The 22,800-nt window shown below is 66.5% G+C and carries 22 protein-coding genes and 1 pseudogene; 18 read left to right on the plus strand and 5 right to left on the minus strand.

The window, feature by feature from the left end; translation table 11 throughout:
• The first annotated feature begins 58 nt into the window (after positions 1-58).
• From cobO to V0R59_RS23965, 14 genes are all read left to right on the plus strand, one after another.
• On the plus strand, positions 59-670 hold the full coding sequence (cobO, locus tag V0R59_RS23900; protein ID WP_330075278.1) for a cob(I)yrinic acid a,c-diamide adenosyltransferase: 612 nt from the start codon (positions 59-61) through the stop codon (positions 668-670).
• Complete coding sequence (locus tag V0R59_RS23905; RefSeq protein ID WP_330075279.1) at positions 667-1,962, plus strand: cobyrinate a,c-diamide synthase; 1,296 nt, start codon at positions 667-669, stop codon at positions 1,960-1,962. Before cobO ends, V0R59_RS23905 begins: the two co-directional genes overlap by 4 nt.
• Positions 1,959-2,609 (plus strand): 5,6-dimethylbenzimidazole synthase, encoded by a 651-nt coding sequence (bluB, locus tag V0R59_RS23910; RefSeq protein ID WP_330075280.1) that lies wholly within the window; start codon positions 1,959-1,961, stop codon positions 2,607-2,609. The genes V0R59_RS23905 and bluB overlap by 4 nt, the downstream gene beginning before the upstream one ends.
• On the plus strand, positions 2,606-3,514 hold the full coding sequence (gene cbiB / locus V0R59_RS23915; RefSeq protein WP_330075281.1) for an adenosylcobinamide-phosphate synthase CbiB: 909 nt from the start codon (positions 2,606-2,608) through the stop codon (positions 3,512-3,514). Before bluB ends, cbiB begins: the two co-directional genes overlap by 4 nt.
• Positions 3,507-4,499, plus strand: a complete 993-nt coding sequence (cobD, locus tag V0R59_RS23920) for a threonine-phosphate decarboxylase CobD (protein ID WP_330075282.1) — start codon at positions 3,507-3,509, stop codon at positions 4,497-4,499. The genes cbiB and cobD overlap by 8 nt, the downstream gene beginning before the upstream one ends.
• Positions 4,496-5,950, plus strand: coding sequence for a cobyric acid synthase (locus V0R59_RS23925; protein WP_330075283.1), 1,455 nt, complete (start codon positions 4,496-4,498; stop codon positions 5,948-5,950). The genes cobD and V0R59_RS23925 overlap by 4 nt, the downstream gene beginning before the upstream one ends.
• A gap of 2 nt (positions 5,951-5,952) precedes the next feature.
• Entirely contained in the window at positions 5,953-6,474 is a 522-nt protein-coding gene (gene cobU, locus V0R59_RS23930) for a bifunctional adenosylcobinamide kinase/adenosylcobinamide-phosphate guanylyltransferase (RefSeq protein ID WP_330075284.1), read from the plus strand.
• Positions 6,471-7,526 carry a nicotinate-nucleotide--dimethylbenzimidazole phosphoribosyltransferase gene (gene cobT / locus V0R59_RS23935; RefSeq protein WP_330075285.1) on the plus strand — a complete coding sequence of 352 codons (1,056 nt, stop codon included), beginning with the start codon at positions 6,471-6,473 and terminating at the stop codon, positions 7,524-7,526. Before cobU ends, cobT begins: the two co-directional genes overlap by 4 nt.
• A complete protein-coding gene (locus V0R59_RS23940; RefSeq protein ID WP_330075286.1) occupies positions 7,523-8,092 on the plus strand; it encodes a histidine phosphatase family protein in 570 nt (189 codons plus the stop codon). Before cobT ends, V0R59_RS23940 begins: the two co-directional genes overlap by 4 nt.
• A 139-nt stretch (positions 8,093-8,231) precedes the next feature.
• Positions 8,232-8,960, plus strand: coding sequence for an adenosylcobinamide-GDP ribazoletransferase (locus V0R59_RS23945; protein WP_330075287.1), 729 nt, complete (start codon positions 8,232-8,234; stop codon positions 8,958-8,960).
• Positions 8,961-9,015: 55 nt separating this feature from the next.
• Entirely contained in the window at positions 9,016-9,420 is a 405-nt protein-coding gene (locus V0R59_RS23950) for a MarR family winged helix-turn-helix transcriptional regulator (RefSeq protein WP_330075288.1), read from the plus strand.
• A gap of 62 nt (positions 9,421-9,482) precedes the next feature.
• Positions 9,483-10,685, plus strand: a complete 1,203-nt coding sequence (locus V0R59_RS23955) for an MFS transporter (RefSeq protein ID WP_330075289.1) — start codon at positions 9,483-9,485, stop codon at positions 10,683-10,685.
• On the plus strand, positions 10,682-10,804 hold the full coding sequence (locus tag V0R59_RS23960; RefSeq protein WP_330075290.1) for a hypothetical protein: 123 nt from the start codon (positions 10,682-10,684) through the stop codon (positions 10,802-10,804). The genes V0R59_RS23955 and V0R59_RS23960 overlap by 4 nt, the downstream gene beginning before the upstream one ends.
• Before the next feature lie 39 nt (positions 10,805-10,843).
• Entirely contained in the window at positions 10,844-11,392 is a 549-nt protein-coding gene (locus V0R59_RS23965) for a glutathione peroxidase (RefSeq protein ID WP_330075291.1), read from the plus strand.
• A 1-nt stretch (position 11,393) separates the two neighbouring features.
• Here V0R59_RS23965 and V0R59_RS23970 read toward each other — a convergent pair whose 3' ends face one another.
• On the minus strand, positions 11,394-11,654 hold the full coding sequence (locus tag V0R59_RS23970; protein WP_330075292.1) for a DUF2798 domain-containing protein: 261 nt from the start codon (positions 11,652-11,654) through the stop codon (positions 11,394-11,396).
• Between the two features lie 118 nt (positions 11,655-11,772).
• On the opposite strand from V0R59_RS23970, the gene V0R59_RS23975 reads away from it, so the two are divergent.
• A complete protein-coding gene (locus V0R59_RS23975; RefSeq protein WP_330075293.1) occupies positions 11,773-12,708 on the plus strand; it encodes a LysR family transcriptional regulator in 936 nt (311 codons plus the stop codon).
• A 46-nt stretch (positions 12,709-12,754) separates the two neighbouring features.
• Here V0R59_RS23975 and V0R59_RS23980 read toward each other — a convergent pair whose 3' ends face one another.
• From V0R59_RS23980 to V0R59_RS23990, 3 genes are all read right to left on the minus strand, one after another.
• A complete protein-coding gene (locus tag V0R59_RS23980) occupies positions 12,755-14,005 on the minus strand; it encodes an OmpP1/FadL family transporter (RefSeq protein WP_330075294.1) in 1,251 nt (416 codons plus the stop codon).
• A gap of 148 nt (positions 14,006-14,153) precedes the next feature.
• Entirely contained in the window at positions 14,154-14,636 is a 483-nt protein-coding gene (locus V0R59_RS23985) for a hypothetical protein (RefSeq protein WP_330075295.1), read from the minus strand.
• Positions 14,637-14,898: 262 nt separating this feature from the next.
• Positions 14,899-15,123, minus strand: a complete 225-nt coding sequence (locus V0R59_RS23990) for a hypothetical protein (protein WP_330075339.1) — start codon at positions 15,121-15,123, stop codon at positions 14,899-14,901.
• A 955-nt stretch (positions 15,124-16,078) separates the two neighbouring features.
• Here V0R59_RS23990 and V0R59_RS23995 point away from each other — a divergent pair.
• A pseudogene (locus tag V0R59_RS23995) lies at positions 16,079-16,393 on the plus strand (sel1 repeat family protein); the annotation flags it as partial.
• A gap of 184 nt (positions 16,394-16,577) precedes the next feature.
• On the plus strand, positions 16,578-17,969 hold the full coding sequence (rmuC, locus tag V0R59_RS24000) for a DNA recombination protein RmuC (RefSeq protein ID WP_330075340.1): 1,392 nt from the start codon (positions 16,578-16,580) through the stop codon (positions 17,967-17,969).
• Here rmuC and V0R59_RS24005 read toward each other — a convergent pair.
• Positions 17,941-21,417: a PAS domain-containing hybrid sensor histidine kinase/response regulator gene (locus tag V0R59_RS24005; protein ID WP_330075296.1), complete on the minus strand. Its 3,477-nt coding sequence runs from the start codon at positions 21,415-21,417 to the stop codon at positions 17,941-17,943. The two genes, rmuC and V0R59_RS24005, sit on opposite strands and share 29 nt — an antisense overlap.
• Positions 21,418-21,641: 224 nt before the next feature.
• Between V0R59_RS24005 and V0R59_RS24010 the strand changes: the two genes are divergently transcribed.
• Positions 21,642-22,775, plus strand: a complete 1,134-nt coding sequence (locus V0R59_RS24010) for a TDT family transporter (protein ID WP_330075297.1) — start codon at positions 21,642-21,644, stop codon at positions 22,773-22,775.
• The last annotated feature ends 25 nt before the right edge of the window (positions 22,776-22,800 follow it).

Raw genomic sequence — 22,800 nt, forward strand, 5'->3', positions numbered from 1 at the left:
CCACCTTTCCAGCTGTCGTCGCTTCCCGCCTGTCGACAGTGGCCCGCGGAGACCCCCGATGAGCGAATCCCCCGAACGTGACGAACGCCACCTGGCGCGCATGCAGCGCAAGAAAGCGGTGATCGACGAGCGCATCGCCAACGCCCCCAACGAATGCGGCCTGCTGCTGGTGCTCAGCGGCAACGGCAAGGGCAAGAGCAGCTCGGCCTTCGGCATGCTCGCCCGCGCCCTCGGCCATGGCATGCAGTGCGGCGTGGTGCAGTTCATCAAGGGCCGCAACGCCACCGGCGAGGAACTGTTCTTCCGCCGTTTCCCCGAGCAGGTGCGTTACCACGTGATGGGCGAGGGCTTCACCTGGGAAACCCAGGACCGCCAGCGCGACATCGCCGCCGCCGAAGCGGCCTGGGCCGTGTCGCGGCAACTGTTGCAGGACCCGAGCATCGGCTTCGTGGTGCTGGATGAATTGAACATCGCCCTCAAGCATGGCTACCTTGACCTGGATCAGGTGCTCGGCGACCTCCAGGCCCGTCCGCCGATGCAGCACGTGATCGTTACCGGCCGCGGCGCCAAGGACGAGATGATCGAGCTGGCCGACACCGTCACCGAGATGGGCATGGTCAAGCATGCCTTCCAGGCCGGCATCCGTGCCCAGAAGGGCGTCGAGCTATGAGTGACACCCGGCATTGCCCGGCGGTACTGATCGCCGCGCCGGCCTCCGGTCAGGGCAAGACCACCGTGACCGCGGCCCTGGCCCGCCTGCATCGCAACCAGGGGCGCAAGGTCCGTGTGTTCAAGTGCGGACCGGACTTTCTCGATCCGATGATTCTCGAACGCGCCAGCGGCGCGCCGGTGTACCAGCTCGACCTGTGGATGGTCGGCGCCGGGGAAAGCCGTCGCCTGCTCTGGGAAGCCGCCGGCGAGGCCGACCTGATCCTTATCGAAGGGGTGATGGGCCTGTTCGACGGCACTCCGTCCAGCGCCGACCTGGCCCGCCATTTCGGCGTGCCGGTGCTGGCGGTGATCGACGGCACCGCCATGGCCCAGACCTTCGGCGCCCTGGCCCTGGGCCTGGCGCGCTACCAGGCCGACCTGCCGTTCGCCGGCGTGCTGGCCAACCGTGTCGGCTCGCTGCGCCATGCGCAGCTGCTGGAAGGCAGCCTCACCGAAGGCCTGCGCTGGTACGGCGGGTTGTCCCGGGAGACCGGGATCGAGCTGCCGAGCCGCCACCTGGGACTGGTCCAGGCCAGCGAACTGAGCGACCTCGACCTGCGCCTCGACGCCGCTGCCAAGGCCCTGGGCGACAGCTGCCAGTCGTCCCTGCCGCCGCCAGTGGCGTTCGCTGCCCCCGAGGCGCATGCCGTCGAGCCGCGCCTGGCCGGCGTGCGCATCGCCGTGGCCCGTGACGAAGCCTTCGCCTTCACCTATGGCGCCAACCTCGACCTGCTGAGGGCGATGGGTGCCGAGCTGAGCTTCTTCTCGCCGATCCATGACCGCGAACTGCCGGCGGCGGACAGCCTGTACCTGCCCGGCGGCTACCCCGAGCTGCACCATCACGCCCTGGCCGCCAACGCGCCGATGCTGGCGGCCATCCGTGCCCATCACCAGGCCGGCAAGCCCGTGCTTGCCGAGTGCGGCGGCATGCTCTACCTGCTCGATGCCTTGACCGATGTCGCCGGCGAGCGCGCCGAACTGGCCGGCCTGCTGGCGGGCGAGGCGGTGATGCAGAAGCGCCTGGCGGCCCTGGCCCTGCAGGCGGTGGAACTGCCGGAAGGCACCCTGCGCGGCCATACCTACCATCATTCCCTGACCAGCACCGAGCTGGAACCGATCGCCCGCGGGCAGAGCCCCAACGGCGGGCGCGGTGCGGAAGCGGTGTACCGCAGCGGGCGCCTGACCGCCTCGTACGTGCACTTCTACTTCCCCTCCAACGCCGATGCGACGGCGGCGCTGCTGGCACCATGAGCGAACACGCCTACAGCGAAGCCGAGCGCGCGGCGATCTACCGCGCCATCGGCGAGCGTCGCGACATGCGTCATTTCAGTGGCGGCGAGGTTGCCCCGGAGCTGCTCGCACGCCTGCTGGAAGCCGCGCACCAGGCCCCCAGCGTCGGCCTGATGCAGCCCTGGCGCTTCATCCGCATCACTTGCCGCGACCTGCGCCAGCGCATCCAGGCCCTGGTCGAGGACGAACGCCTGCGCACCGCCGAGGCGCTGGGGCAACGTTCCGACGAATTCATGCAACTCAAGGTCGAAGGCATCAACGACTGCGCCGAACTGCTGGTGGCGGCGCTGATGGACAAGCGCGAAGCGCATATCTTCGGCCGCCGCACCCTGCCGGAAATGGACCTGGCCTCGCTCTCCTGCGCGATCCAGAACCTCTGGCTGGCCGCTCGCGGCGAAGGCCTGGGCATGGGCTGGGTGTCGCTGTTCGACCCACAGGCGCTGGCCGAGCTGCTGGGCATGCCGGCCGGGGCCAAGCCGCTGGCGATCCTCTGCCTGGGCCCGGTACGCGCGTTCTACCCGGCGCCGATGCTGGCCCTGGAAGGCTGGATCACGCCGCGACCGCTGGCCGACATGCTGTTTGAAAACCATTGGGGAGAGAACGAATGAGTGTGGCCCTGCTGACCGTGGCCGGGGTAGCGCTGGATGCGCTGCTGGGCGAGCCGCGGCGCTGGCATCCGCTGGTGGCTTTCGGCCGCATGGCCGGACGCCTGGAGCAACGTTTCAATGCCGGGGGTCGCGGCTGGCGCAGCCATGGCGTCACCGCCTGGTTCCTTGCCGTGGTGCCGCTGACCTTGCTGGCCACCGCGCTGTCCTGGCTGCCGTACATTGGCTGGCTGGTGGAAATCCTCGCCCTGTACTGCGCCCTCGGCCTGCGCAGCCTCGGCGAGCACGTGCAGCCGGTGGCCGATGCCCTGCGCGCAGGCGACCTGGACGAGGCGCGCAAGCGTGTCGGCTACCTGGTCAGCCGGGAAACCCGCGAGCTGGACGAAACCGCCGTGGCCCGCGCGGCCACCGAGTCGGTGCTGGAGAATGGCAGCGACGCGGTCTTCGCCGCGCTGTTCTGGTTCGCCATCGCCGGTGCGCCGGGAGTGGTGCTCTATCGCCTGAGCAATACCCTCGATGCCATGTGGGGCTATCGCAACGAGCGCTTCGAGCGCTTCGGCTGGGCCGCCGCGCGCATCGACGATGTCCTCAACTACATCCCGGCGCGCCTGGTGGCGCTGACCTATGCGCTGCTGGGCAAGACCCGCCTGGCCCTGAAATGCTGGCGCCAGCAGGCGCCACAATGGGACAGCCCGAACGCCGGTCCGGTGATGGCCGCCGGGGCCGGGGCCCTGGGCGTCGAGCTGGGCGGCCCGGCTGTCTATCATGGTGAGTTGCACGAGCGTGCGCGCCTGGGCGAAGGCCCGGCAGCCGATGCCGGGGCCATCGAGCGCGGTTGGCGCCTGGTCTGCCAGGGTGTCTGGCTGTGGCTGTTGCTGCTGTGCCTGGGAGCCGAATTCTATGCTTGAACACGGTGGTCGCCTGCAGCGGGCGATCGAGCACTACGGCATCGCCCACGAAGACTGGCTGGACCTGTCCAGCGGCATCGCGCCCTGGCCATTCCCGGTGCCCGATATTCCCCTGCGCGCCTGGGCCCGCCTGCCGGAAACCGAGGACGGCCTGGAGCAGGCTGCCCGTGCCTACTACGGCGTCAGCGAACTGTTGCCGGTGGCCGGCTCGCAAGCGGCCATCCAGGCCCTGCCGCGCCTGCGTCCGCGTGGCGTGGTCGGGGTGCTGTCGCCGTGCTACGCCGAGCACGCCGAGGCCTGGCGCCGCGCCGGGCATCAGGTGCGGGAACTGGACGAGGCCGAGGTGGAAGGGCAACTGGACGACCTCGACGTGCTGGTGCTGGTCAACCCCAACAATCCCACCGGCCGGGTGCTGTCGCGGCAGACCCTGCTGGCCTGGCTGGAACGCCTCGATCGCCACGGCGGCTGGCTGCTGGTGGACGAAGCCTTCATGGACAACACGCCGGCGCAGAGCATCGCCGCCGACAGCCAGCGGCAAGGGCTGATCGTGCTGCGCTCGTTCGGCAAGTTCTTCGGCCTGGCCGGGGTGCGCCTCGGCTTCGTCCTTGCCGAGCCGCTGTTGTTGCGCGCGCTGGCGGAGGACATCGGGCCCTGGTCGATCAGCGGGCCGACGCGGATCCTCGGCACCGCCTGCCTCGGTGATCGCGCCACCCGGCAAGCCCAGCTCGAACGCTGTGCCCACGCCAGCACCCGGCTGGCTGCGCTGCTGGTGGATGCCGGCCTGGCCCCCGCCGCCGGCTGCGACCTGTTCCAGTACCTGCGCCATCCCGACGCCGCGCGGATCCACGACTTCATGGCCCGGCGCGGGATTCTCCTGCGCCTGTTCGAACACCCCGCCGGCCTGCGCTTCGGCCTGCCCGCCGGCGAGGCCGACTGGTTGAAGCTGACGGCCGCGCTGGACGACTACCGCAAGGAACCGAAATGACCACGCTGATGGTGCAAGGCACCACCTCCGACGCCGGCAAGAGCACCCTGGTGACCGCGTTGTGCCGCTGGCTGAAGCGCCAGGGCGTCGCCGTGGTGCCGTTCAAGCCGCAGAACATGGCGCTGAACAGCGCGGTGACCGCCGACGGCGGCGAGATCGGTCGGGCCCAGGCGGTCCAGGCCCAGGCCTGCGGGCTGGCGCCGCACACCGACATGAACCCGGTGCTGCTCAAGCCCAACAGCGACACCGGGGCCCAGGTCATCGTCCACGGGCGCGCGGTCACCAGCATGAACGCCGTGGCCTATCACGACTACAAGGCCATCGCCATGCAGGCGGTGCTGGCCTCGCACCAACGCCTGGAGGCGGCGTATCCGGTGGTGATGGTGGAGGGCGCCGGTTCGCCCGCGGAAATCAACCTGCGCGCCGGCGATATCGCCAACATGGGCTTCGCCGAGGCGGTGGACTGCCCGGTGATCCTCATCGCAGACATCAACCGTGGCGGCGTGTTCGCCCACCTGGTTGGCACCCTGGAACTGCTTTCGCCCAGCGAGCAGGCGCGGGTCCAGGGCTTCGTCATCAACCGCTTCCGCGGCGACATCGCCTTGCTGCAACCCGGGCTCGACTGGCTGGAACAACGCACTGGCAAGCCAGTGCTCGGCGTGCTGCCCTACGTGATGGACCTGCACCTGGAAGCCGAGGACGGCCTCGACCGGCGCCAGGGCGACAAGGCGGCCCAGGTACTCAAGGTGATCGTTCCGGTGCTGCCGCGGATCAGCAACCACACCGATTTCGACCCGTTGCGCCTGCACCCGCAGGTGGACCTGCAATTCATCGGGCCGGGCGAGAGCATCCCGCCGGCCGACCTGATCATCCTGCCCGGCTCGAAGAGCGTGCGCGGCGACCTGGCGCAGCTACGCGAGCGTGGCTGGGAGCAGGCCATCCAGCGGCACCTGCGTTATGGCGGCAAGCTGCTCGGCATCTGCGGCGGCCTGCAGATGCTCGGCCAGGTGGTGGACGATCCGTTGGGGCTGGAAGGTGCCGCGGGCAGCAGTCCGGGCCTTGGCCTGCTGGACTACTCGACGGTCCTGGAGGCGGAAAAACAGCTGCGCAACGTCAGCGGTAGCCTGGCCCTGGAGCAGGCGGCGATCAGCGGCTATGAGATCCACGCCGGCGTCACCCGTGGCCCGGCCCTGGAGAACCCGGCGGTGCAGCTGGCCGATGGCCGTTGTGACGGCGCGATCAGCGCCGACGGGCAGATCCTCGCCACCTACCTGCACGGCCTGTTCGAGTCGCCTGGGTCCTGCGCCGCGCTGCTGCGCTGGGCCGGGATCAAGGACGTCGAACGGATCGACTACCACGCCCTGCGCGAGCGGGATATCGAACGCCTCGCCGACCTGGTGGACAAGCACCTGGACGGCGGGCACCTGCGTCAACTCTGCGGACTCGCCTGACCATGCTCAACCTGATCCTCGGCGGCGCCCGCTCGGGCAAGAGCCGCCTGGCCGAACAACGCGCCACGGCTAGCGGCCTGGCAGTGACCTACATCGCCACCAGCGAACCGCTGGACGGTGAAATGAACGCGCGGGTGCAACTGCACCGCGAGCGGCGTCCGGCCGAGTGGGGCCTGATCGAGGAACCGCTGGCCCTGGCCCGGGTACTGCGCACCGAAGCCGCCGCCGACCGTTGCCTGCTGGTGGACTGCCTGACCCTGTGGCTGACCAACCTGCTGATGCTCGACGACCCGGCGCGCCTGGCCGCCGAGCGCGACGGGCTGCTGGAATGCCTGGCCGAACTGCCGGGAGAGATCATCCTGGTCAGCAACGAAACCGGCCTGGGCGTGGTCCCCCTTGGCGAACTGACCCGGCGTTACGTCGATGAGGCCGGCTGGTTGCACCAGGCCGTCGCCGAACGTTGCCAGCGGGTAATTCTTACTGTCGCCGGCCTGCCGCTCTACCTCAAAGGAACCGAATCATGACCCAGGCCTGGTGGCTGGAAGCGTGCCGCGTCGCGGACGAGAACGTGCGTGAAGAAGCCTTCGCGCGCCAGCAGCAACTGACCAAGCCGGCCGGCTCGCTGGGCCGGCTGGAGCAGGTGGCGGTGGACCTGGCGGCATTGCAGGGGCAACTGAAACCGAGCCTGGACCAGGTGTGGATTGGCATCTTCGCGGGGGACCACGGCGTGGTCGCCGAAGGCATTTCCGCCTACCCGCAGGAAGTCACCGGGCAGATGCTGCTCAACTTCGTCAGCGGTGGCGCGGCCATCAGCGTCCTGGCGCGGCAACTGGATGCGCGGCTGGAAGTCGTCGACCTGGGTACGGTGAACCTGGCCCTCGACCTGCCGGGCGTGCGCCATGAGCGCATCGCTGCGGGTACCGCCAACTTCGCCAAGGGCCCGGCCATGAGCGCGGAGCAGGGCACGCGTGCCTTGCAGGCCGGCCGCGACAGCGCCCTGCGGGCGTTGGCGGCGGGGGCGCGGCTGTTCATCGGCGGCGAGATGGGCATCGGCAACACCACGGCGGCCAGTGCGCTGGCCTGCGCCTTGCTGGAGTGCCCGGCCAGCGAGCTGAGCGGCCCCGGTACCGGCCTGGACGCTGCAGGGGTGCGGCACAAGGCCGAGGTGATCGAGGCGGCGCTGCGTCTGCACCAGGCGGCAAACGGCGATCCATGGCAGGTATTGCTGCGGGTTGGCGGCCTGGAGATCGCCGCCCTGACCGGCGCCTACCTGGCCTGCGCTCAGGAAGGCGTGGCAGTGCTGGTGGATGGCTTTATCTGTTCGGTGGCGGCGTTGCTGGCGGTACGCCTCAATCCGTCGTGCCGGCCATGGTTGTTGTTCGGGCATCGCGGTGCCGAGCCCGGGCATCGCCGGGTGCTGGCCGAGCTGCAAGGCGAGCCGTTGCTGGAGCTGGGGCTGCGTCTGGGCGAGGGCAGTGGCGCGGCGCTGGCGGTGCCGTTGCTGCGCCTGGCCTGCGACCTGCACGGGCAGATGGCGACCTTCGCCGAAGCGGCGGTGGCGGATCGTCCGGCATGATCCTCGACCTGTTGCGCCACGGCGAGACCGAGCTGGGTGGAGGCTTTCGCGGCAGTCTCGACGATGCCCTGACCGAGGCGGGCTGGGCGCAGATGCAGGCGGCGGTGGTGGGCGTTGGGCCCTGGGATCGGCTGGTCAGTTCGCCATTGCAGCGTTGTGCGCGGTTCGCCGAGCGCCTGGCCGAGCAATCGGGCTTGCCGCTGGCGCTGGAACCGGGGCTGCAGGAGCTGCATTTCGGTGACTGGGAAGGGCGCACAGCCCTGGAACTGATGGCCGATCACGAGCAGGCGTTGGGGCTGTTCTGGAACGATCCCTATGGCTTCACGCCACCTGGTGGCGAGCCGGTGGAGGCGTTTTCCGTGCGGGTGCTGGATGCCTTGGCGAGGTTGCAGGCGGCTTATGCTGGCGAGCGGGTGCTGCTGGTGACCCATGGCGGGGTGATGCGCCTGTTGCTGGCGCGAGCGCGTGGCTTGCCGCGGGAGCAGTTGTTGCAGGTACAGGTCGGGCATGGGGCGCTGCATCGGCTGCGGGTCGATGCGGATATTCGGTTGAACGAAGTCTTCTGAGTGTGGGAGCGGGTTCACCCGCGATTGCGCTAGTGAACTCACCGACGTCATCGCGGCGGTCCGGCGTTCCGGTAAACCCGCTCCCACAAGGTTTGCTTACAGCCCGACGAGTTTTGTGTTTTCAACGAGAGGCCAGCCAATGCTGCCATTCTGGATCGCCCTGCAATTTCTCAGCAGCCTGCCGGTGACCCTGCCGGGCATGCCCGAACCCCGGCAGACCGGGCGTTCCCTGCTGTTCTATCCGCTGGTGGGCCTGCTCTTCGGCCTGCTGCTCTGGGCATTCGACACCCTGTTGCAAGGCACCCAGCCCCTGCTCCACGCCGCCCTGCTGCTCAGCGCCTGGGTCCTGCTCAGCGGTGGCCTGCACCTGGACGGCCTGGCCGACAGCGCCGATGCCTGGCTCGGCGGCTTCGGCGATCGCGAGCGCACCCTGCTGATCATGAAGGACCCGCGCAGCGGACCGATCGCCGTGGTCACCCTGGTGCTGGTGCTGCTGCTCAAGTTCTGCGCGCTGCTGGCGCTGATCGAGGCGGGGCAGGGGGCTTTGCTGGTGCTGGCCCCGGTGATCGGGCGGGCAGCACTGCTGGCGCTGTTCCTCGGCACGCCTTACGTTCGCCCCGGTGGCCTCGGCCAGGCGCTGGCCGAACATCTTCCGCGTCATGCCGCAGGTTGGGTGCTGGCGCTGACCGCAGCAGGTTGCCTGTGGCTCGGGGGAATCTGGCCGCTGATGGCCTCCGCCATCGCCTTCTACGCCCTGCGCCGCGCGATGTTGCGCCGCCTCGGCGGCACCACCGGTGACACCGCCGGAGCCCTGCTGGAGCTGCTGGAACTGGCGGTTCTGCTGAGCCTCGCCCTGTCCCTCCGTTGAAATATTCTGTAACTGCAGCTTGCGTCGTGGCAGACGCGGGTATATACACGCATTCATGTTGACCAGTACTTGCATCTGCACCCATCTGCGTCGCGCTGCCCGTGGGGTGAGCCGGCATTACGACGAAGCTCTCCAGGGCTTCGGCATCAATGTCGCCCAGTTTTCCCTGCTGCGGCACCTGCAACGCCTCGACAAGCCAAGCATCTCGACCCTGGCCGAGGCCATGGGCCTGGACCGCAGCACCCTGGGGCGCAACCTCAAGGTGCTGGAGGCGGAAGGCCTGGTGGCCCTGGCCGAGGGCGATGACCTGCGCAACCGCGTGGTCCTGCTCACGGAGGAGGGCGCGCAACGCGTGCGCAGCGCCGAGCCGGCCTGGGAAAAAGCCCAGGAAGGCCTGGTGGAAAACCTGGGCGAAGCGCAGCGGGATGAACTGGTCCGCTTGCTGAAACAGTTGGCCTGAGTGTTTTAACGACCTTAAGCGGGTATATACCCGCAAACCTTGCGGAACGGGAGAGAAGAAAAATGACATCCGTATGGCGTACCAGTGGCTGGATACTCGTGGGCGCGGCCCTGATCCTGGCGCTGTCGCTGGGCGTACGACACGGCTTCGGCCTGTTCCTGGCACCGATGAGCGCCGAATTCGGCTGGGGGCGCGGCGTGTTCGCCTTCGCCATTGCCTTGCAGAACCTGATGTGGGGCCTGGCCCAGCCGTTCGCCGGTGCCCTGGCAGACCGCCTCGGCGCGGGCAAGGTGGTGATCATCGGCGGCATCCTCTATGCCGCCGGCCTGGTGCTGATGGGCCTGTCGGATTCGCCGGTGACCCTCTCCCTCAGCGCCGGCCTGTTGATCGGCATCGGCCTGTCCGGCACGTCGTTCTCGGTGATCCTCGGCGTGGTCGGACGCGCCGTGGCCCCGGAAAAACGCAGCCTGGCCATGGGTATCGCCAGCGCCGCCGGCTCCTTCGGCCAGTTCGCCATGCTTCCCGGCACCCTCGGCCTGATCAACTGGCTGGGCTGGTCCCTGGCCTTGCTGGTGCTGGGCTTGATGGTGGCGTTCATCGTGCCGCTGACGGGCCTGCTCAAGGACCGCCCGCTGCCTGCGCAAGGGCATGACCAGACCCTCGGCGAGGCCTTGCGCGAAGCCTGCTCCCATTCCGGTTTCTGGCTGCTGGCCCTGGGCTTCTTCGTCTGCGGTTTCCAGGTGGTGTTCATCGGCGTGCACCTGCCGGCCTACCTGGTCGACCAGCACCTGCCGGCGACCACCGGCACCACGGTGCTGGCCCTGGTCGGGCTGTTCAACATCGTCGGCACCTACACCGCCGGCTGGCTCGGCGGACGGATGTCCAAGCCGCGCCTGCTGACCGCCCTGTACCTGCTGCGCGCGGTGGTCATCGTGCTGTTCCTGTGGGCGCCGATCACCACTTTCAGCGCGTACCTGTTCGGTATCGCCATGGGTCTGCTGTGGCTGTCCACCGTCCCCCTGACCAACGGCACCGTGGCCACCCTGTTCGGCGTGCGCAACCTGTCCATGCTCGGCGGCATCGTCTTCCTCTTCCACCAGTTGGGTGCGTTCCTCGGCGGCTGGCTGGGCGGAGTGGTCTACGACCAGACGGGCAACTACGACCTGGTCTGGCAGATCTCGATCCTGCTCAGCCTGCTGGCGGGGGCCCTGAACTGGCCGGTGCGTGAACGTCCGGTGGCACGCCTGCAGGCCGCCTCGGCATGAATCGCTACCGGGTCTGGTTCACCGGGTTGGTGCTGGCGGCGGTGCTGCTGGCCCTGGCCTGGTGGGGCTGGCAGCGCGGTGGCCTGGCGCTGATGCAGTTGGGCATGGGCGTCTGTTAGGCGTAGTCTGATTCTTCGTACAACGAATGGAGAATCGTCATGCATGCACGCCTGTTGATCGCCGCCATCGCCCTGGGCTTCAGTGGCCTGGCCCTGGCCGATGGCTGTCCGGCCCTGCTCCAGGGCGACTTGCCCAAGCTGGGCAACAAGAAACCCATCGACCTGTGCCAGCAGTTCGGCGGCAAGCCGCTGGTAGTGGTCAACACGGCCAGCTACTGCGGCTTCGCCCCGCAGTTCGAAGGGCTGGAAGCGGTCTACAAGGAGTACCACGGCAAGGGCCTGGAGATGCTTGGCGTGCCGTCCAACGACTTCAAGCAGGAAGACGCCGACAGCGCCAAGACCGCCAAGGTCTGCTACGCCAACTACGGCGTGACCTTCACCATGACCGAGATGCAGCCGGTACGCGGCGCCGATGCCACGCCGCTGTTCAAGGAACTGGCGCGGCAGAGCGCGGCGCCGAAGTGGAATTTCTACAAGTACGTGGTCGATCGCCAGGGCAAGGTGGTGGCCAGTTTCTCCAGCCTGACCAAGCCGGATGACCCGGACTTCCGCGCGGCCATCGACAAGGCCATCGCTTCCCGGCCCTGACTCAGTCCGCCGGGTGCACGGTCCAGGCCACCAGCCTGACGACGATGGGGCGCACCACCAGCACGCAGGCGAAGGCCACCGGCATGGCCAGCTGGTAGGCCTTCAGCACGTTGCCCAGGTATTGCTCGTCGATCCCGCTGTTGGCGGCGGTGATCACGAAGCACATCAGCATGGCCATGATCGACGACATGTAGAAGGCAAACACGAAAGGTGTGGCGCGAACGCCGAGTTTCAGGGTGCGACGGCTTGCCCGTGACTCCATGGGGACTCCTTGAGGGAATGGGGAATGGCGCAGGTTAACAAGGCGCCGGCGGGGCAAGTAGACGGGCAGGGATTAGGTCTTTATAAAGGAAAACTTACGAATCCCCTGGAGCTTGCCGGTGAACCTGCTCGGCCTGATCAAGAGTTTCATCAAGGTGGTCGAGGCCGGCAGCATCGCTGGGGGGGCGCGCAGCCTCGGTCTCAGCGCGGCGGCGGTGAGCCAGAACATCGCCCGGCTGGAGGCGCACCTGCAGGTGCGCCTGCTGGCGCGGACCACCCGGCGCATGGTGCTCACCCCCAGCGGCAGCCTGTACTACGACAAGGTCCGGCACATCGAGCGAGACCTGGAAGCCGCGCAACTGGCGATCACCACGGTGGACAGCGAGCCCCGCGGGCGCTTGTGCATCGCCAGCACCTCGGCGTTCGGGCGCCATGTACTGGCGCCGTTGATCCCGGAGTTCAGTGCGCTGTACCCCGGTCTTTCGATCGAATTGCTTACGAGTGACAACCGTGTCGACCATGCGCGCCAGGGCGTGGACGTGAGCCTGCGCATCACGCCGCAACTGGAAGACGGCCTGCTTGCCCGGCATATCGCCCGGGTGCCGTTCATCTGCTGTGCAGCGCCCGGCTACCTGGCCCGCGAGGGCTGGCCGCAAAGCCCCGAGGAGCTCAAGCAGCGGCGCTGCCTGGTATTCCGCTATCCGGTGGACGGACGCTTCCTGCGCTGGGGGTTCGTTCGCGAGGGGCTGCGCTTCGACGCCGAGTTCGGCGATGTACTGATCAGCGACGATATCGATGTCCTGGCGCAGATGGCAGCGCGGGACGGGGGAATCACCCGGCTTGCCGAGTTCGTCGCCCGGCCGTACCTGGAGCGCGGTGAACTGGTGCCCTTGTTCGAGGACGCCGGGGGCAGCCAGGCCTATGCGCAGACCGAGCCGATGGATATCTACCTGTGTGTCGACGATCGCTTCGCCCTGACGCCGAAGGTGCGGGCGTTCATGGCGTTTCTGCAGGGCAGTCTGGGTGATCGCTGGGCAGTGAAATCCCAGGCATGAAAAAACCGCCCCAGAGGGCGGTTTCTTCATGCAGCCAAGTCGGAAATCAGAAGCGGTAGGTCAGGGATGCGCCCAGGCCGTGTGCACTGTTTTCGTATTTGGCCTTGTAGGCTGCCTGGTTGATCTTGGCGTCTTCTTCCCACAGGTAGGAGTAGGCCAGGTCGATGGTCATGTCGTCGTTCGGGCTCCAGCCGGCACCGAAGCTGATGATCTTGCGGTCACCGGTCGGGATGCGTGGCGAACGGTTGACGTTGTTGGTCGGCGACTGGTCGACGGTGAAGCCGGTGCGCAGGGTCCATTCCTTGTTCAGCTTGTAGGAAGCACCGATGGCGTGGGCCCAGGTGTCATGCCATTTCTGCTCTTCGCTGATGCGACCCAGGCCGGCGGCCTGCAGCAGGGGCGGAACACCTTCGTTCTCGACGGTGATGGCTTCCAGGCGGCTCCAGCGGGTCCAGGTGCTGCCTGCGTAGAGGGTCCAGTGGTCATCCAGCTCGTGGGTGATCGAAAGGTCCACAGACTCCGGGGTCTTGATCTTCAGCGAGGCATCGTACTTGGAGCCGTTGAGTGCGCCGATGTACTGGTTGGTGACCTTGGTCTTGCCTTCCAGCTTGTAATCGACCATCGAGTGGTAGGTCAGGCCGACGCGGGTGCTGTCGGTAGCCTGGACCAGGATGCCGATGTTGTAGCCGACCGCGGTGTCGTCACCGGAGATCTTCACCTTGCCGTCGTTCAGGCCAGGTGCCGGCGGACGGGTGGCGGACTCCAGGGTGCCGTCGATGCGGTTGATGGTCGGGCCGAAGCCGATCGAGACCTTGTCGTTGAAGGCATAGCTGACGGTCGGTTGCAGGGTGATGACTTGCACTTCGCTCTTGCTGCCGTAGTAGCGGCCGGCGAAACCGTTCTCGTAGTCGGTGACCAGGCCGAATGGCACGTACATGCCGAAGCCGAAGCTCCAGTGTTCGTCGATCGGCTTGACGTAGTAGCCCATCGGGACGCCCACGGTCGGAACCATGTCGCCATCGTTGGAGCCTGCGGCGCCACCGGTTTGCTTGATGTCGGTCTTGGCGATCACGGCAGCGCCGCCGACGGTAACTTGCTCGCGCTTCAGGCGCGACATGCCGGCAGGGTTGCCGTACACGGTGCTGGCATCATCGGCGGCCGAGGAACGACCGGCGAAACCGGTGCCCATGCCGCTGACGCTTTGTTCGTTGAGTGCGAAACCGCTGGCGAGCAGGTTGGAAGAGGCCAGGGTAACGGCAAGTGCCAGGGTGCTTTTGATGAGTGTGACTTTTTTCATTATTAGAAACTCCAGGGGATCACCGGGGCGCAAATTACCAACATTTTCTGGCCCGCGCTATAGGCTGTATCGCCGGAGATAGAGCGGTTTTGTAGGACAATCCGACCAGAGTTGGCAATTTATTCCATTCAGCGTTGTTGTAGTTTTCCTAACATGCCTGATGTTCCACCGGCGCGACGCAGGCCTGCCAGGCCCGGGTGAAGTCGCGCAGCCGGCCTTGCGGCTGGAAAATCTGACGCCAGATTTTCGCCAGTCCGAGCAGGTCGTCGGGTTCCGGCAAATGTGGCGCCTGCTCTTCGATCAGCATCCATGCGATGGCGGTGGCGTAGCGCAGGTTCACCGTCAGTTCCAGATGAGGTCCGTTGAGAAAAGCATGCTGACTAGCCAGACCGCGGACGAGGCTCGCCAGTTCCGGATCGCGGGCAAGAAAGTGATCCCAGACCGCTTGGTGACGCAGTTCGGCAATACGGTACAAGCCGTGACCGCGGCGATCGTGAAGGGCTGCGCCAAGGGCCGACTGGCTGGCCGCCACGCCCAGCAGCAGGGCTTCGGCGCAGGGGCTGTGGCGTTCCAGGTAGATCAGCGTCGGCCGGATCACGTATTGGCTCAACTCGCTCGCGGCGATACCCATGATGCCCTCGAACTGGAAAGTGGCCGGCGGGACGCTGGTGCTTGGCAGCAGGGTGGATCGGGGTCAGGCCCGCCGGAAGCGGACAAGGCCGCTTGAGTTGAAGTGTAGTGTCATAATCCGGTTGTAAAGGGCTGTTTTTAAATCATTTCCGGCATTTCGTTATAGATCATATGCCGATCGGTGCTTAACAGCGCAGAGGAGCAAACGGCTCAGGCAGATAGCGAAAGCCCCTCGAACGAGGGGCTTTGGAGTGAGTGGTCCATCAGGCGATCAACGCCTGACGGGTCCGGTCGATCACCGCCTGCAGCGGCTCGGCACGGGAGTATTGCTCGGGGTACAGGCGTTCGCTGTGCTGGGCGATGCCGTTGTCATCGACCAGGGTGAAGCTGAAGCTGTTCTTGCGCGAGGCGAGAATGATGCAGTTCAGCGGCGCGAAGGCCTGGGACAGGGTGCGGATGGCCGCTTGGGTGTGGCTGTTGTGATTCATCATTGTTGGACGTTCCTGCATGAGATACGGCTAGTTTGAGCCGTATATATTTCAAACGTTCCAGTGACGCGGCCCTTCAGGGCAAATGCGGCAGAACCTGTCTGGAACAGGGCAGCCAGTGATCGAGCGCAATATAAGGTAGTGGCGCCTTGGGCTGACTGGTAGGTACTTCGGAAGACGGGCAGCACGCCAGGGCAATAGGTTCTGCGCCTCTGGGTGAGATCCTGTTCAGTCTGCTGGTGTGGGCTCGGCGGGGCGAGTATGGAGTGGCCCGGGGAGCTTTTGCCTTGGCGGGTCCTGGTTTCAGCAGGATGGCCCTGTGAGGGAGGGCGATGCTGCAAGGACCGCTTTGGCCAGAATTGACTTTCAGCTTGGTACTAACGGCGGCGAAGATACCGGCTTCCGTGCTCGCTGGCAAGTTTTTTCATCTTTCTTGCGGCGAGCCGATCATTATGTCCATTTTGACTCTCCCTGGGAAGCCCCGATCTTCGCCGCGAACGGCCGCGATGGTGCAGGGCATCGCCTCGCTTTGGGGCGCTTGTACACACGTGGGGCGACCTGTGTCACAACTTTGTAACGCCCCTGTAGAGCCAGCCCATTGACCTGTCCGTACTGACAAGTCAATGAAAAAAAACACTTTTTTTAGCTGGTGAAAAAATCGACAGTTTGACTGGAGGCCCCATTCCACCGGGGTTTGCGGGGTGTCGGGAGCGGTTGTCCACTGAGTTATCCACAGCTTCTGTGGATTGTCCCGAGCGGTTGCTCTAGAACGGGCGTGCCAGCAAGTCGAAGGCTGTCGGACAATTCTCCGGTGAGGTAGTACTGGCTAAAAAATCACCTCGGAAAGGTCAAGAAAAAAGATCAGAAATTTCTAAAAAAACTTCAGAAATAACCAAGGCGGTCGTCGGAAAAGTCGGGTAGAGTGCGCGCCCCAAGAAGTATCTCACCTGCTTTTATGAAGTTTCGCGGTCGATCCTCCGATTCAAATCCTCCCTCCAAAGCCCTTCCCGAACCCAGGCGCCTGTCGCTGAAGGTCGCATTGTGGCTGCTCGACAATCCACGTCTTGGCGACAAGCCCCAGGTCAAGCATTTTGCCGGGCGCCTGCTCAAGCAGCCGGCCCGCGAAGGGGTGGTGGTGGCGCAGTCGCGCCTGGGGCAAATGCTCTGTCGCGATTGCGGCAATGCCCGCGACCGCCGTATCGGCCATGAGTTGCTGCGCCAGGCGGCCCGGGCCGGGGACCAGCGCGCCCAGGTGGAACTGCGCCAATTGCTGCGCGACTGAGAACGCGGGCTGGTAAGCTCGGCGGGACTTTTTCCGAGGGGTGAGCATGCTGTCGATGGTTGCAATGGATCTGACCAGCTTGGTGCTGGGTGTGTTGCTCGCGGCCGTGCCGGCGGCGGTGCTGCTGGTACGTTGGCAGCGCCAGCACAGCGAGCGCCAGGCGCAACTGGCCTTGCAGGAAGAGCGTCTGAACAGCGCCTTGCTGGCCCAGGAAGGCTTGCAGGCGCAACTGGATGCCAGCCGCGACGAGATCAGCGACCTGAGCCAGGCCAACAGCGCCAAGCAGGCCAGTCTCGCCGCCCAGGCCCGCGAGCTGGACCTGCTGCAGATCGACCGCGACAACGCCCGCGACGCCGCCCACGCCTGGAACCTCGAACGCAGTGCCCGCGAAGCCGAACTGCGCCGCCTCGATGCCCGCTGCGCCGCCCTCGACGCCGAGCTGCGCGAGCAGCAGGACAGCCACGCCCAGCGTCTCGCCGACCTGCAGGGCTCTCGCGACGAGCTGCGTGCCCAGTTCGCCGAAATGGCCACGAAGATCTTCGACGAGCGCGAGCAGCGCTTCGCCCAGACCAGCCAGCAGCACCTCGGCCAGTTGCTCGATCCCCTCAAGGAGCGCATCCAGGCCTTCGAGAAACGCGTGGAAGAAAGCTACCAGCAGGAGGCCCGCGAGCGTTTCTCCCTGGGCAAGGAACTGGAACGCCTGCAACAGCTCAACCTGCGCCTGAGCGACGAGGCGACCAACCTGACCCAGGCCCTCAAGGGGCAGAAGACCCAGGGCAACTGGGGCGAGCTGATCCTGGAGAAGGTCCTGGAGCATGCCGGCCTGGAAAAGGGCCGCGAATACCAGACCCAGGTCAGCCTGAAGAGCGCCGACGGCGAGCGCTTCCAGCCCGACGTGCTGATCATGCTGCCGGGCGACAAGCAGGTTGTAGTCGATTCCAAGGTCAGCCTGACCGCCTACCAGCAGTTCATCGGGGCCAGCGAAGAGGATGTCGCCCAGGCCGCGCTGAAGCAGCACGTGCACTCCCTGCGCAGCCACGTGAAGGGCCTGTCGAGCAAGGACTACAACCGTCTCGACGGCCTTACCAGCCTGGATTTCGTCCTGCTCTTCGTGCCCATCGAAGCGGCGTTCTCGGCGGCGCTGCAGGCCGAGCCGAACCTGTTCCAGGAAGCCTTCGACCGGCAGATCGTGATCGTCAGCCCCACCACCCTGCTGGCCACCCTGCGGGTCATCGACAGCCTGTGGAAGCAGGAACGGCAGAGCCAGAACGCCCGGGAAATCGCCGAGCGCGCCGGCTGGCTGTACGACAAGTTCGTGCTGTTCATCCAGGACCTGGACGAGCTGGGCAACCGCCTGCAGCAGGTGGACAAGGCCTACGCGGCGGCGCGCAACAAGCTCTGCGAGGGGCGCGGCAACCTGATCAGTCGCAGCGAACAGCTCAAGCTGCTCGGAGCCCGCGCCAGCAAGAGCCTGCCCGCCGACCTGCTGGAGAAGGCCATGGCTGCCGGCGACGGCAACCCGGCCAACGACGGGCTTATTGCACCAGGCTCAGATGCCGATTGAGCAGGGCGCGCAGGGCCGCCGGCTTGACCGGCTTGCTCAGGTAGTCGAGACCGGCGGCATGTACCTTGGCCATGGTCTCGCCATGCCCGTCGGCGCTGATCACCACCCCCGGCACCGGCTCGCCCAGGCGGGTCCGTAGCCAGGCCATCAGCTCGGTGCCGATCTCGCCGTCGTCGAGGTGATAGTCCACCAGCGCCAGGTGCGGGCGCAGCCCCTTGTCCAGCAGTGCCGCGCATTCTTCGCGGTTGCGCGCGGTCCACACCTGGCAGCCCCAGCGACTGAGCAGGCTGTTCATGCCGATCAGGATGCTGTCCTCGTTGTCCACGCACAGCACCTGCAGCCCCGCCAGCGGTTGTCCCGCCTGCTCCGGCGTCTTTACCGGTTCCGGCGCGTGGGCGCTGGCCAGCGGCACGCTGACCCGGAACACGCTGCCCTTGCCGGTCCAGGAGCGCACTTCCAGCGGATGGCCGAGCACCTTGCACAGCCCGTCGGCGATCGCCAGGCCGAGCCCCAGGCCTTTCTCGGCACGGGTCTGGTGGCTGTCGAGGCGTTTGAATTCCTCGAAGATCACCTGCAGCTTGTCATCGGCGATGCCCGGGCCGCGGTCCCACACTTCCAGCCACAGGTTGCCCTTGTCGCGGCGCACGCCCAGCAGGATCGGGCTCTTGCCGTAGCGGAAGGCGTTGGTCAGGAAGTTCTGCAGGATCCGTCGCAGCAGCTTCATGTCGCTGTGCACCCGCAGGCGGCTGCCGCGTACGCGGAAGTCCAGGCCGTGCTCCCGGGCCAGTACGGTGAACTCGGCGCCGAGGGTGTCGAACAGTTCGTTGAGGGCGAAGGGCTTGGCGTCCGGCGTGATCTTGCCGTTCTCCAGGCGCGAGATGTCCAGCAGATCGCTGATCAGCTCTTCCGCCGAGCGCAGCGAGCTGTCCATGTGCTGCACCAGTTGCTGGGCCTCCGTCGACAGGCCCTCGGCCTGGTGCGACAGCGCTGCGGAGAACAGCCGTGCGGCGTTCAGCGGTTGCATCAGGTCATGGCTGACGGCGGCGAGGAAGCGGGTCTTGGACTTGTTCGCGGCTTCGGCGTGGCTCTTCGCCTCGGTGAGCGCCAGGTTCAGTTGCGACAGCTCGCGGGTGCGCTCTGCGACCCGCTGTTCGAGGCTTTCGTTGGAGTCCTTGAGTACCTTCTCTGCTTCGCGGAACGGGGTGATGTCGGTGAAGCTCATGACGAAGCCGCCGCCGGGCATCGGGTTACCGATCAGCTCGATCACCCGGCCGTTGGGGAACAGGCGCTCGGAGGTGTGCGCACGGCCCTGGCGCATCCAGTGCAGGCGCCGCGCCACGTGGACCTGGGCTTCGCCGGGGCCGCACAGGCCGCGCTCGGCGTTGTAGCGGATGATGTCGGCAATCGGCCGGCCGACGCTGATCAGCCCGTCCGGGTAGTTGAACAGTTCCAGGTAGCGGCGGTTCCAGGCCACCAGGCGCAGGGACTGGTCGACCACGCTGATGCCCTGGCTGATGTTCTCGATCGCGCCTTGCAGCAGGGCGCGGTTGAATTGCAGCACCTCGGAGGCTTCGTCGGCGATGCGCACCACGTCTTCCAGCTGCATGTCGCGGCCTTCGATGGCCGCCTTGACCACCGCTCTCGTCGACGAGGTGCCGAGCACGCCGGCGAGCAGGCGTTCGGTGTGCTCGATCCATTCGCCATCGGCGTTCTGGTTGGGGTTGAAGCCCTTGCCCTGGCGGTAGGCGAAGCGGATGAAGCTCTGGCGTGCGCGTTCCTCGCCAACGAAGCGCGCGGCGAGGTGCAGCAGGTCGTCGATCTGCACCGCCAGCAGCGAGCGGTTGCTCGGCCGCGCGCTGCTTTGCTGGCCGATGAAGCGCCCGGCCTGCCAGTGTTCGGTGACCCGGGTGCGGGAGAGGATCGAGACCCAGGCGAAGACGATGAAGTTGCCCGCCAGGGACAGCACCACGCCCTGGGTCAGCGGGGTGATCGGCAGGCCCAGCGGGTTGCCGTGCAGCCAGTCCAGGCCGGGGAACACGGTCAGCGGCCAGCCCAGGCTGTGGGCGGTGATCGGCAGGACCAGGGTGTAGAACCAGAGGAAGGTGCCGGTGGCCAGGCCGGCGAACACGCCGCGGCGGTTGGCCTGCTTCCAGTACAGCGCGCCAAGCATGGCCGGGGTCAGCTGGGTCACGGCGGCGAAGGCGATCTGGCCGATGGTGGCCAGGCTCGCGGTGGAGCCCAGCAGGCGGTAGCTGACGTAGGCCAGCAGGAGGATGACCACGATGGTCACCCGACGCACCGTGAGCATCCAGTGGCGGAAGGCTTCGAACGGGCGCTCGGCGTTGTTGCGGCGCAGCAGCCAGGGCAGCAGCATGTCGTTGGAGACCATGGTCGACAGCGCCACCGCCTCGACGATGACCATGCCGGTGGCCGCCGAAGCACCTCCGATGAAGGCCAGCAGGGCCAGGCTCGGGTGGGCCTCGGCCAGGGGCAGGCTGATGACGAAGGAGTCGGAGATCACCGAATCGGGCAGGAGCATTTGCCCGGCCAGGGCGATGGGCACCACGAACAGCGCGGCGAGCACCAGGTACAGGGGGAAGACCCAGCGTGCCAGGCGCATGTCCTGGGGCTCGATGTTCTCCACCACGGTGACCTGGAACTGCCGTGGCAGGCAGATGATCGCCATCATCGCCACCCCGGTCTGCACCACCATGGACGGCCAGTTGATGGTCTCTTGCCAGTAGCTGTCCAGCGCAGGCGCGGCGCGGGCCTGGCTGAGCAGGTCGTCGAAGCCGTCGTAGAGGTTGAAGACGACGAAGGCGCCGACGGCGAGGAAAGCCAGCAGCTTGACGATGGCCTCGAAGGCGATCGCCAGGACCATGCCGCGGTGGTGCTCGGTAACGTCCAGGCTGCGGGTGCCGAAGACGATGGAGAACAGCGCCAGCACCAGCGACACCACCAGCGCGGTGTCCTGCACGCGGCTGCCGGTGGCGTCGGCATTGGCGCCGATCAGCAGGTTGACGCCTAGCACGATGCCCTTGAGCTGCAGGGCGATGTAGGGCAGCACGCCCACCAGGCAGATGAGCGCCACCACCACCGCCAGGGTCTGCGACTTGCCGTAGCGCGCGGCAATGAAGTCGGCGATGGAGGTGATGTTCTCCTGCTTGCTGATGAGCACCATCTTCTGCAGCACCCAGGGCGCGAACATCATCAGCAGCACCGGGCCGAGGTAGATCGGCAGGAACGCCCAGAGCTGCTCGGCGGCCTGGCCGACGGCGCCGAAGAAGGTCCAGCTGGTGCAGTACACCGCCAGCGACAGGCTGTACACCCAGGCCCGCAGGCGCGGCGGCAGCGGCGTGCCGCGGCGGTCGCCGTAGAAGGCAATGGCGAACATGACGGCCATATAGGCCAGGGCGACCACCGCGATCAGCCCGCTGGACAACGACATGATGACTCCGAAGCAAATAACTGTTTACCACCACGATCAGTCAGTCTGGCACGTCGCCGACGCTTCGTCAGCGCCGACCAAGGTCGCAGCGGCAGGGCGTCGCAGGGCGTTGGAGGGGTGAGTATCTGCAATATCGATAACAGATAGAGAAAATAACCGTTATATGGATATTCCTTTTGGTTGTAGGGTGGTTCCACCTCATCAGAGGACAGGAGACAACCACCATGCCATGCCAGACCGCCACCCATCCGTTGCGCCCTTTCAGCCAGCTGGCGCACCCCCGTGAAGTGATCCGCCAGTTCACCCCGAACTGGTTCGCCGTGGTCATGGGCACCGGGGTGCTGGCCCTGGCCTTGCCACAGGCATTCCCCGGCCTGCGCGGTGTCGCCGAGGGGCTGTGGTGGCTGGCGATCGGTCTTTTCGTGCTGTTTAGCCTGCTCTACGGCGCGCGCTGGGTGCTGTTCTTCCATGAGGCGCGGCGGATCTTCGGGCATTCCACCGTCTCGATGTTCTTCGGCACCATCCCCATGGGCCTGGCGACGCTGCTCAACGGCGCCCTGGTATTCGGCCTGGCGCGCTTCGGCGATGGCCTGCTGCCTTGGGTGGAGGCGCTGTGGTGGCTCGACGTGGGCCTGGCGCTGCTGTGTGGCGTGGCCATTCCGTTCCTGATGTTCACCCGCCAGGAGCACAGCATCGACCAGATGACCGCGGTCTGGCTGTTGCCGGTGGTGGCGGCAGAAGTGGCGGCGGCCAGCGGTGGCCTGCTGGCGCCGCACCTAACCGATGGTGCGCGGCAGTTCCAGGTGCTGATCACCAGCTACGTGCTGTGGGCTGTGTCGCTACCGGTGGCGTTCAGCATCCTCACCATCCTTATCCTGCGCATGGCCCTGCACAAGTTGCCGCCGGCGCACATGGCGGCGTCGAGCTGGCTGGCGCTGGGGCCGATCGGCACCGGGGCGCTGGGCATGTTGCTGCTGGGCGGTGATGCGCCGGCGATCTTCGCCGCCAATGGCCTGGCCGGGTTCGGCGAAATCGCCCGGGGGATCGGGCTGATCGCCGGGGTCGTGTTGTGGGGCTGCGGGTTCTGGTGGTTGCTGACGGCGGTCCTGATCACCCTCAAGCATGTGCACCAGGGCATGCCGTTCAACCTGGGCTGGTGGGGCTTCACCTTTCCGCTGGGGGTGTATGCCCTGGCCACGCTGAAGCTGGCGAACTGGTTGGGTCTCGGGTTCTTCCAGGGCATGGGGGCGCTGCTGGTGCTGGCGCTGGTGGGGTTGTGGCTGCTGGTGGGCTGGCGGACCTTGTGCGGGGCTTGGCGTGGCGAGCTGTTCGTATCGCCTTGCATCAAGGGTGTGTGAAACCTGAAGAAACGTGAAGGGCCGA

It is taken from the genome of Pseudomonas ulcerans, from assembly GCF_036324125.1.
Lineage (GTDB): Bacteria > Pseudomonadota > Gammaproteobacteria > Pseudomonadales > Pseudomonadaceae > Aquipseudomonas > Aquipseudomonas ulcerans.

Coding starts and splice junctions, on each gene's coding strand:
- bluB (WP_330075280.1), top strand. CDS start 1,959: ATGAGCGAACACGCCTACAGCGAAGCCGAGCGCGCGGCGATCTACCGC.
- V0R59_RS23985 (WP_330075295.1), bottom strand. CDS start 14,636: ATGGGTATCGCCGCGAGCGAGTTGAGCCAATACGTGATCCGGCCGACG.
- cobO (WP_330075278.1), top strand. CDS start 59: ATGAGCGAATCCCCCGAACGTGACGAACGCCACCTGGCGCGCATGCAG.
- cobU (WP_330075284.1), top strand. CDS start 5,953: ATGCTCAACCTGATCCTCGGCGGCGCCCGCTCGGGCAAGAGCCGCCTG.
- V0R59_RS23945 (WP_330075287.1), top strand. CDS start 8,232: ATGCTGCCATTCTGGATCGCCCTGCAATTTCTCAGCAGCCTGCCGGTG.
- V0R59_RS23965 (WP_330075291.1), top strand. CDS start 10,844: ATGCATGCACGCCTGTTGATCGCCGCCATCGCCCTGGGCTTCAGTGGC.
- V0R59_RS24005 (WP_330075296.1), bottom strand. CDS start 21,417: ATGTCGTTGTCCAGCGGGCTGATCGCGGTGGTCGCCCTGGCCTATATG.
- V0R59_RS23970 (WP_330075292.1), bottom strand. CDS start 11,654: ATGGAGTCACGGGCAAGCCGTCGCACCCTGAAACTCGGCGTTCGCGCC.
- V0R59_RS23990 (WP_330075339.1), bottom strand. CDS start 15,123: ATGAATCACAACAGCCACACCCAAGCGGCCATCCGCACCCTGTCCCAG.
- cbiB (WP_330075281.1), top strand. CDS start 2,606: ATGAGTGTGGCCCTGCTGACCGTGGCCGGGGTAGCGCTGGATGCGCTG.
- V0R59_RS23940 (WP_330075286.1), top strand. CDS start 7,523: ATGATCCTCGACCTGTTGCGCCACGGCGAGACCGAGCTGGGTGGAGGC.
- V0R59_RS23955 (WP_330075289.1), top strand. CDS start 9,483: ATGACATCCGTATGGCGTACCAGTGGCTGGATACTCGTGGGCGCGGCC.
- V0R59_RS23960 (WP_330075290.1), top strand. CDS start 10,682: ATGAATCGCTACCGGGTCTGGTTCACCGGGTTGGTGCTGGCGGCGGTG.
- V0R59_RS24010 (WP_330075297.1), top strand. CDS start 21,642: ATGCCATGCCAGACCGCCACCCATCCGTTGCGCCCTTTCAGCCAGCTG.
- V0R59_RS23905 (WP_330075279.1), top strand. CDS start 667: ATGAGTGACACCCGGCATTGCCCGGCGGTACTGATCGCCGCGCCGGCC.
- cobT (WP_330075285.1), top strand. CDS start 6,471: ATGACCCAGGCCTGGTGGCTGGAAGCGTGCCGCGTCGCGGACGAGAAC.
- V0R59_RS23950 (WP_330075288.1), top strand. CDS start 9,016: ATGTTGACCAGTACTTGCATCTGCACCCATCTGCGTCGCGCTGCCCGT.
- V0R59_RS23925 (WP_330075283.1), top strand. CDS start 4,496: ATGACCACGCTGATGGTGCAAGGCACCACCTCCGACGCCGGCAAGAGC.
- V0R59_RS23980 (WP_330075294.1), bottom strand. CDS start 14,005: ATGAAAAAAGTCACACTCATCAAAAGCACCCTGGCACTTGCCGTTACC.
- cobD (WP_330075282.1), top strand. CDS start 3,507: ATGCTTGAACACGGTGGTCGCCTGCAGCGGGCGATCGAGCACTACGGC.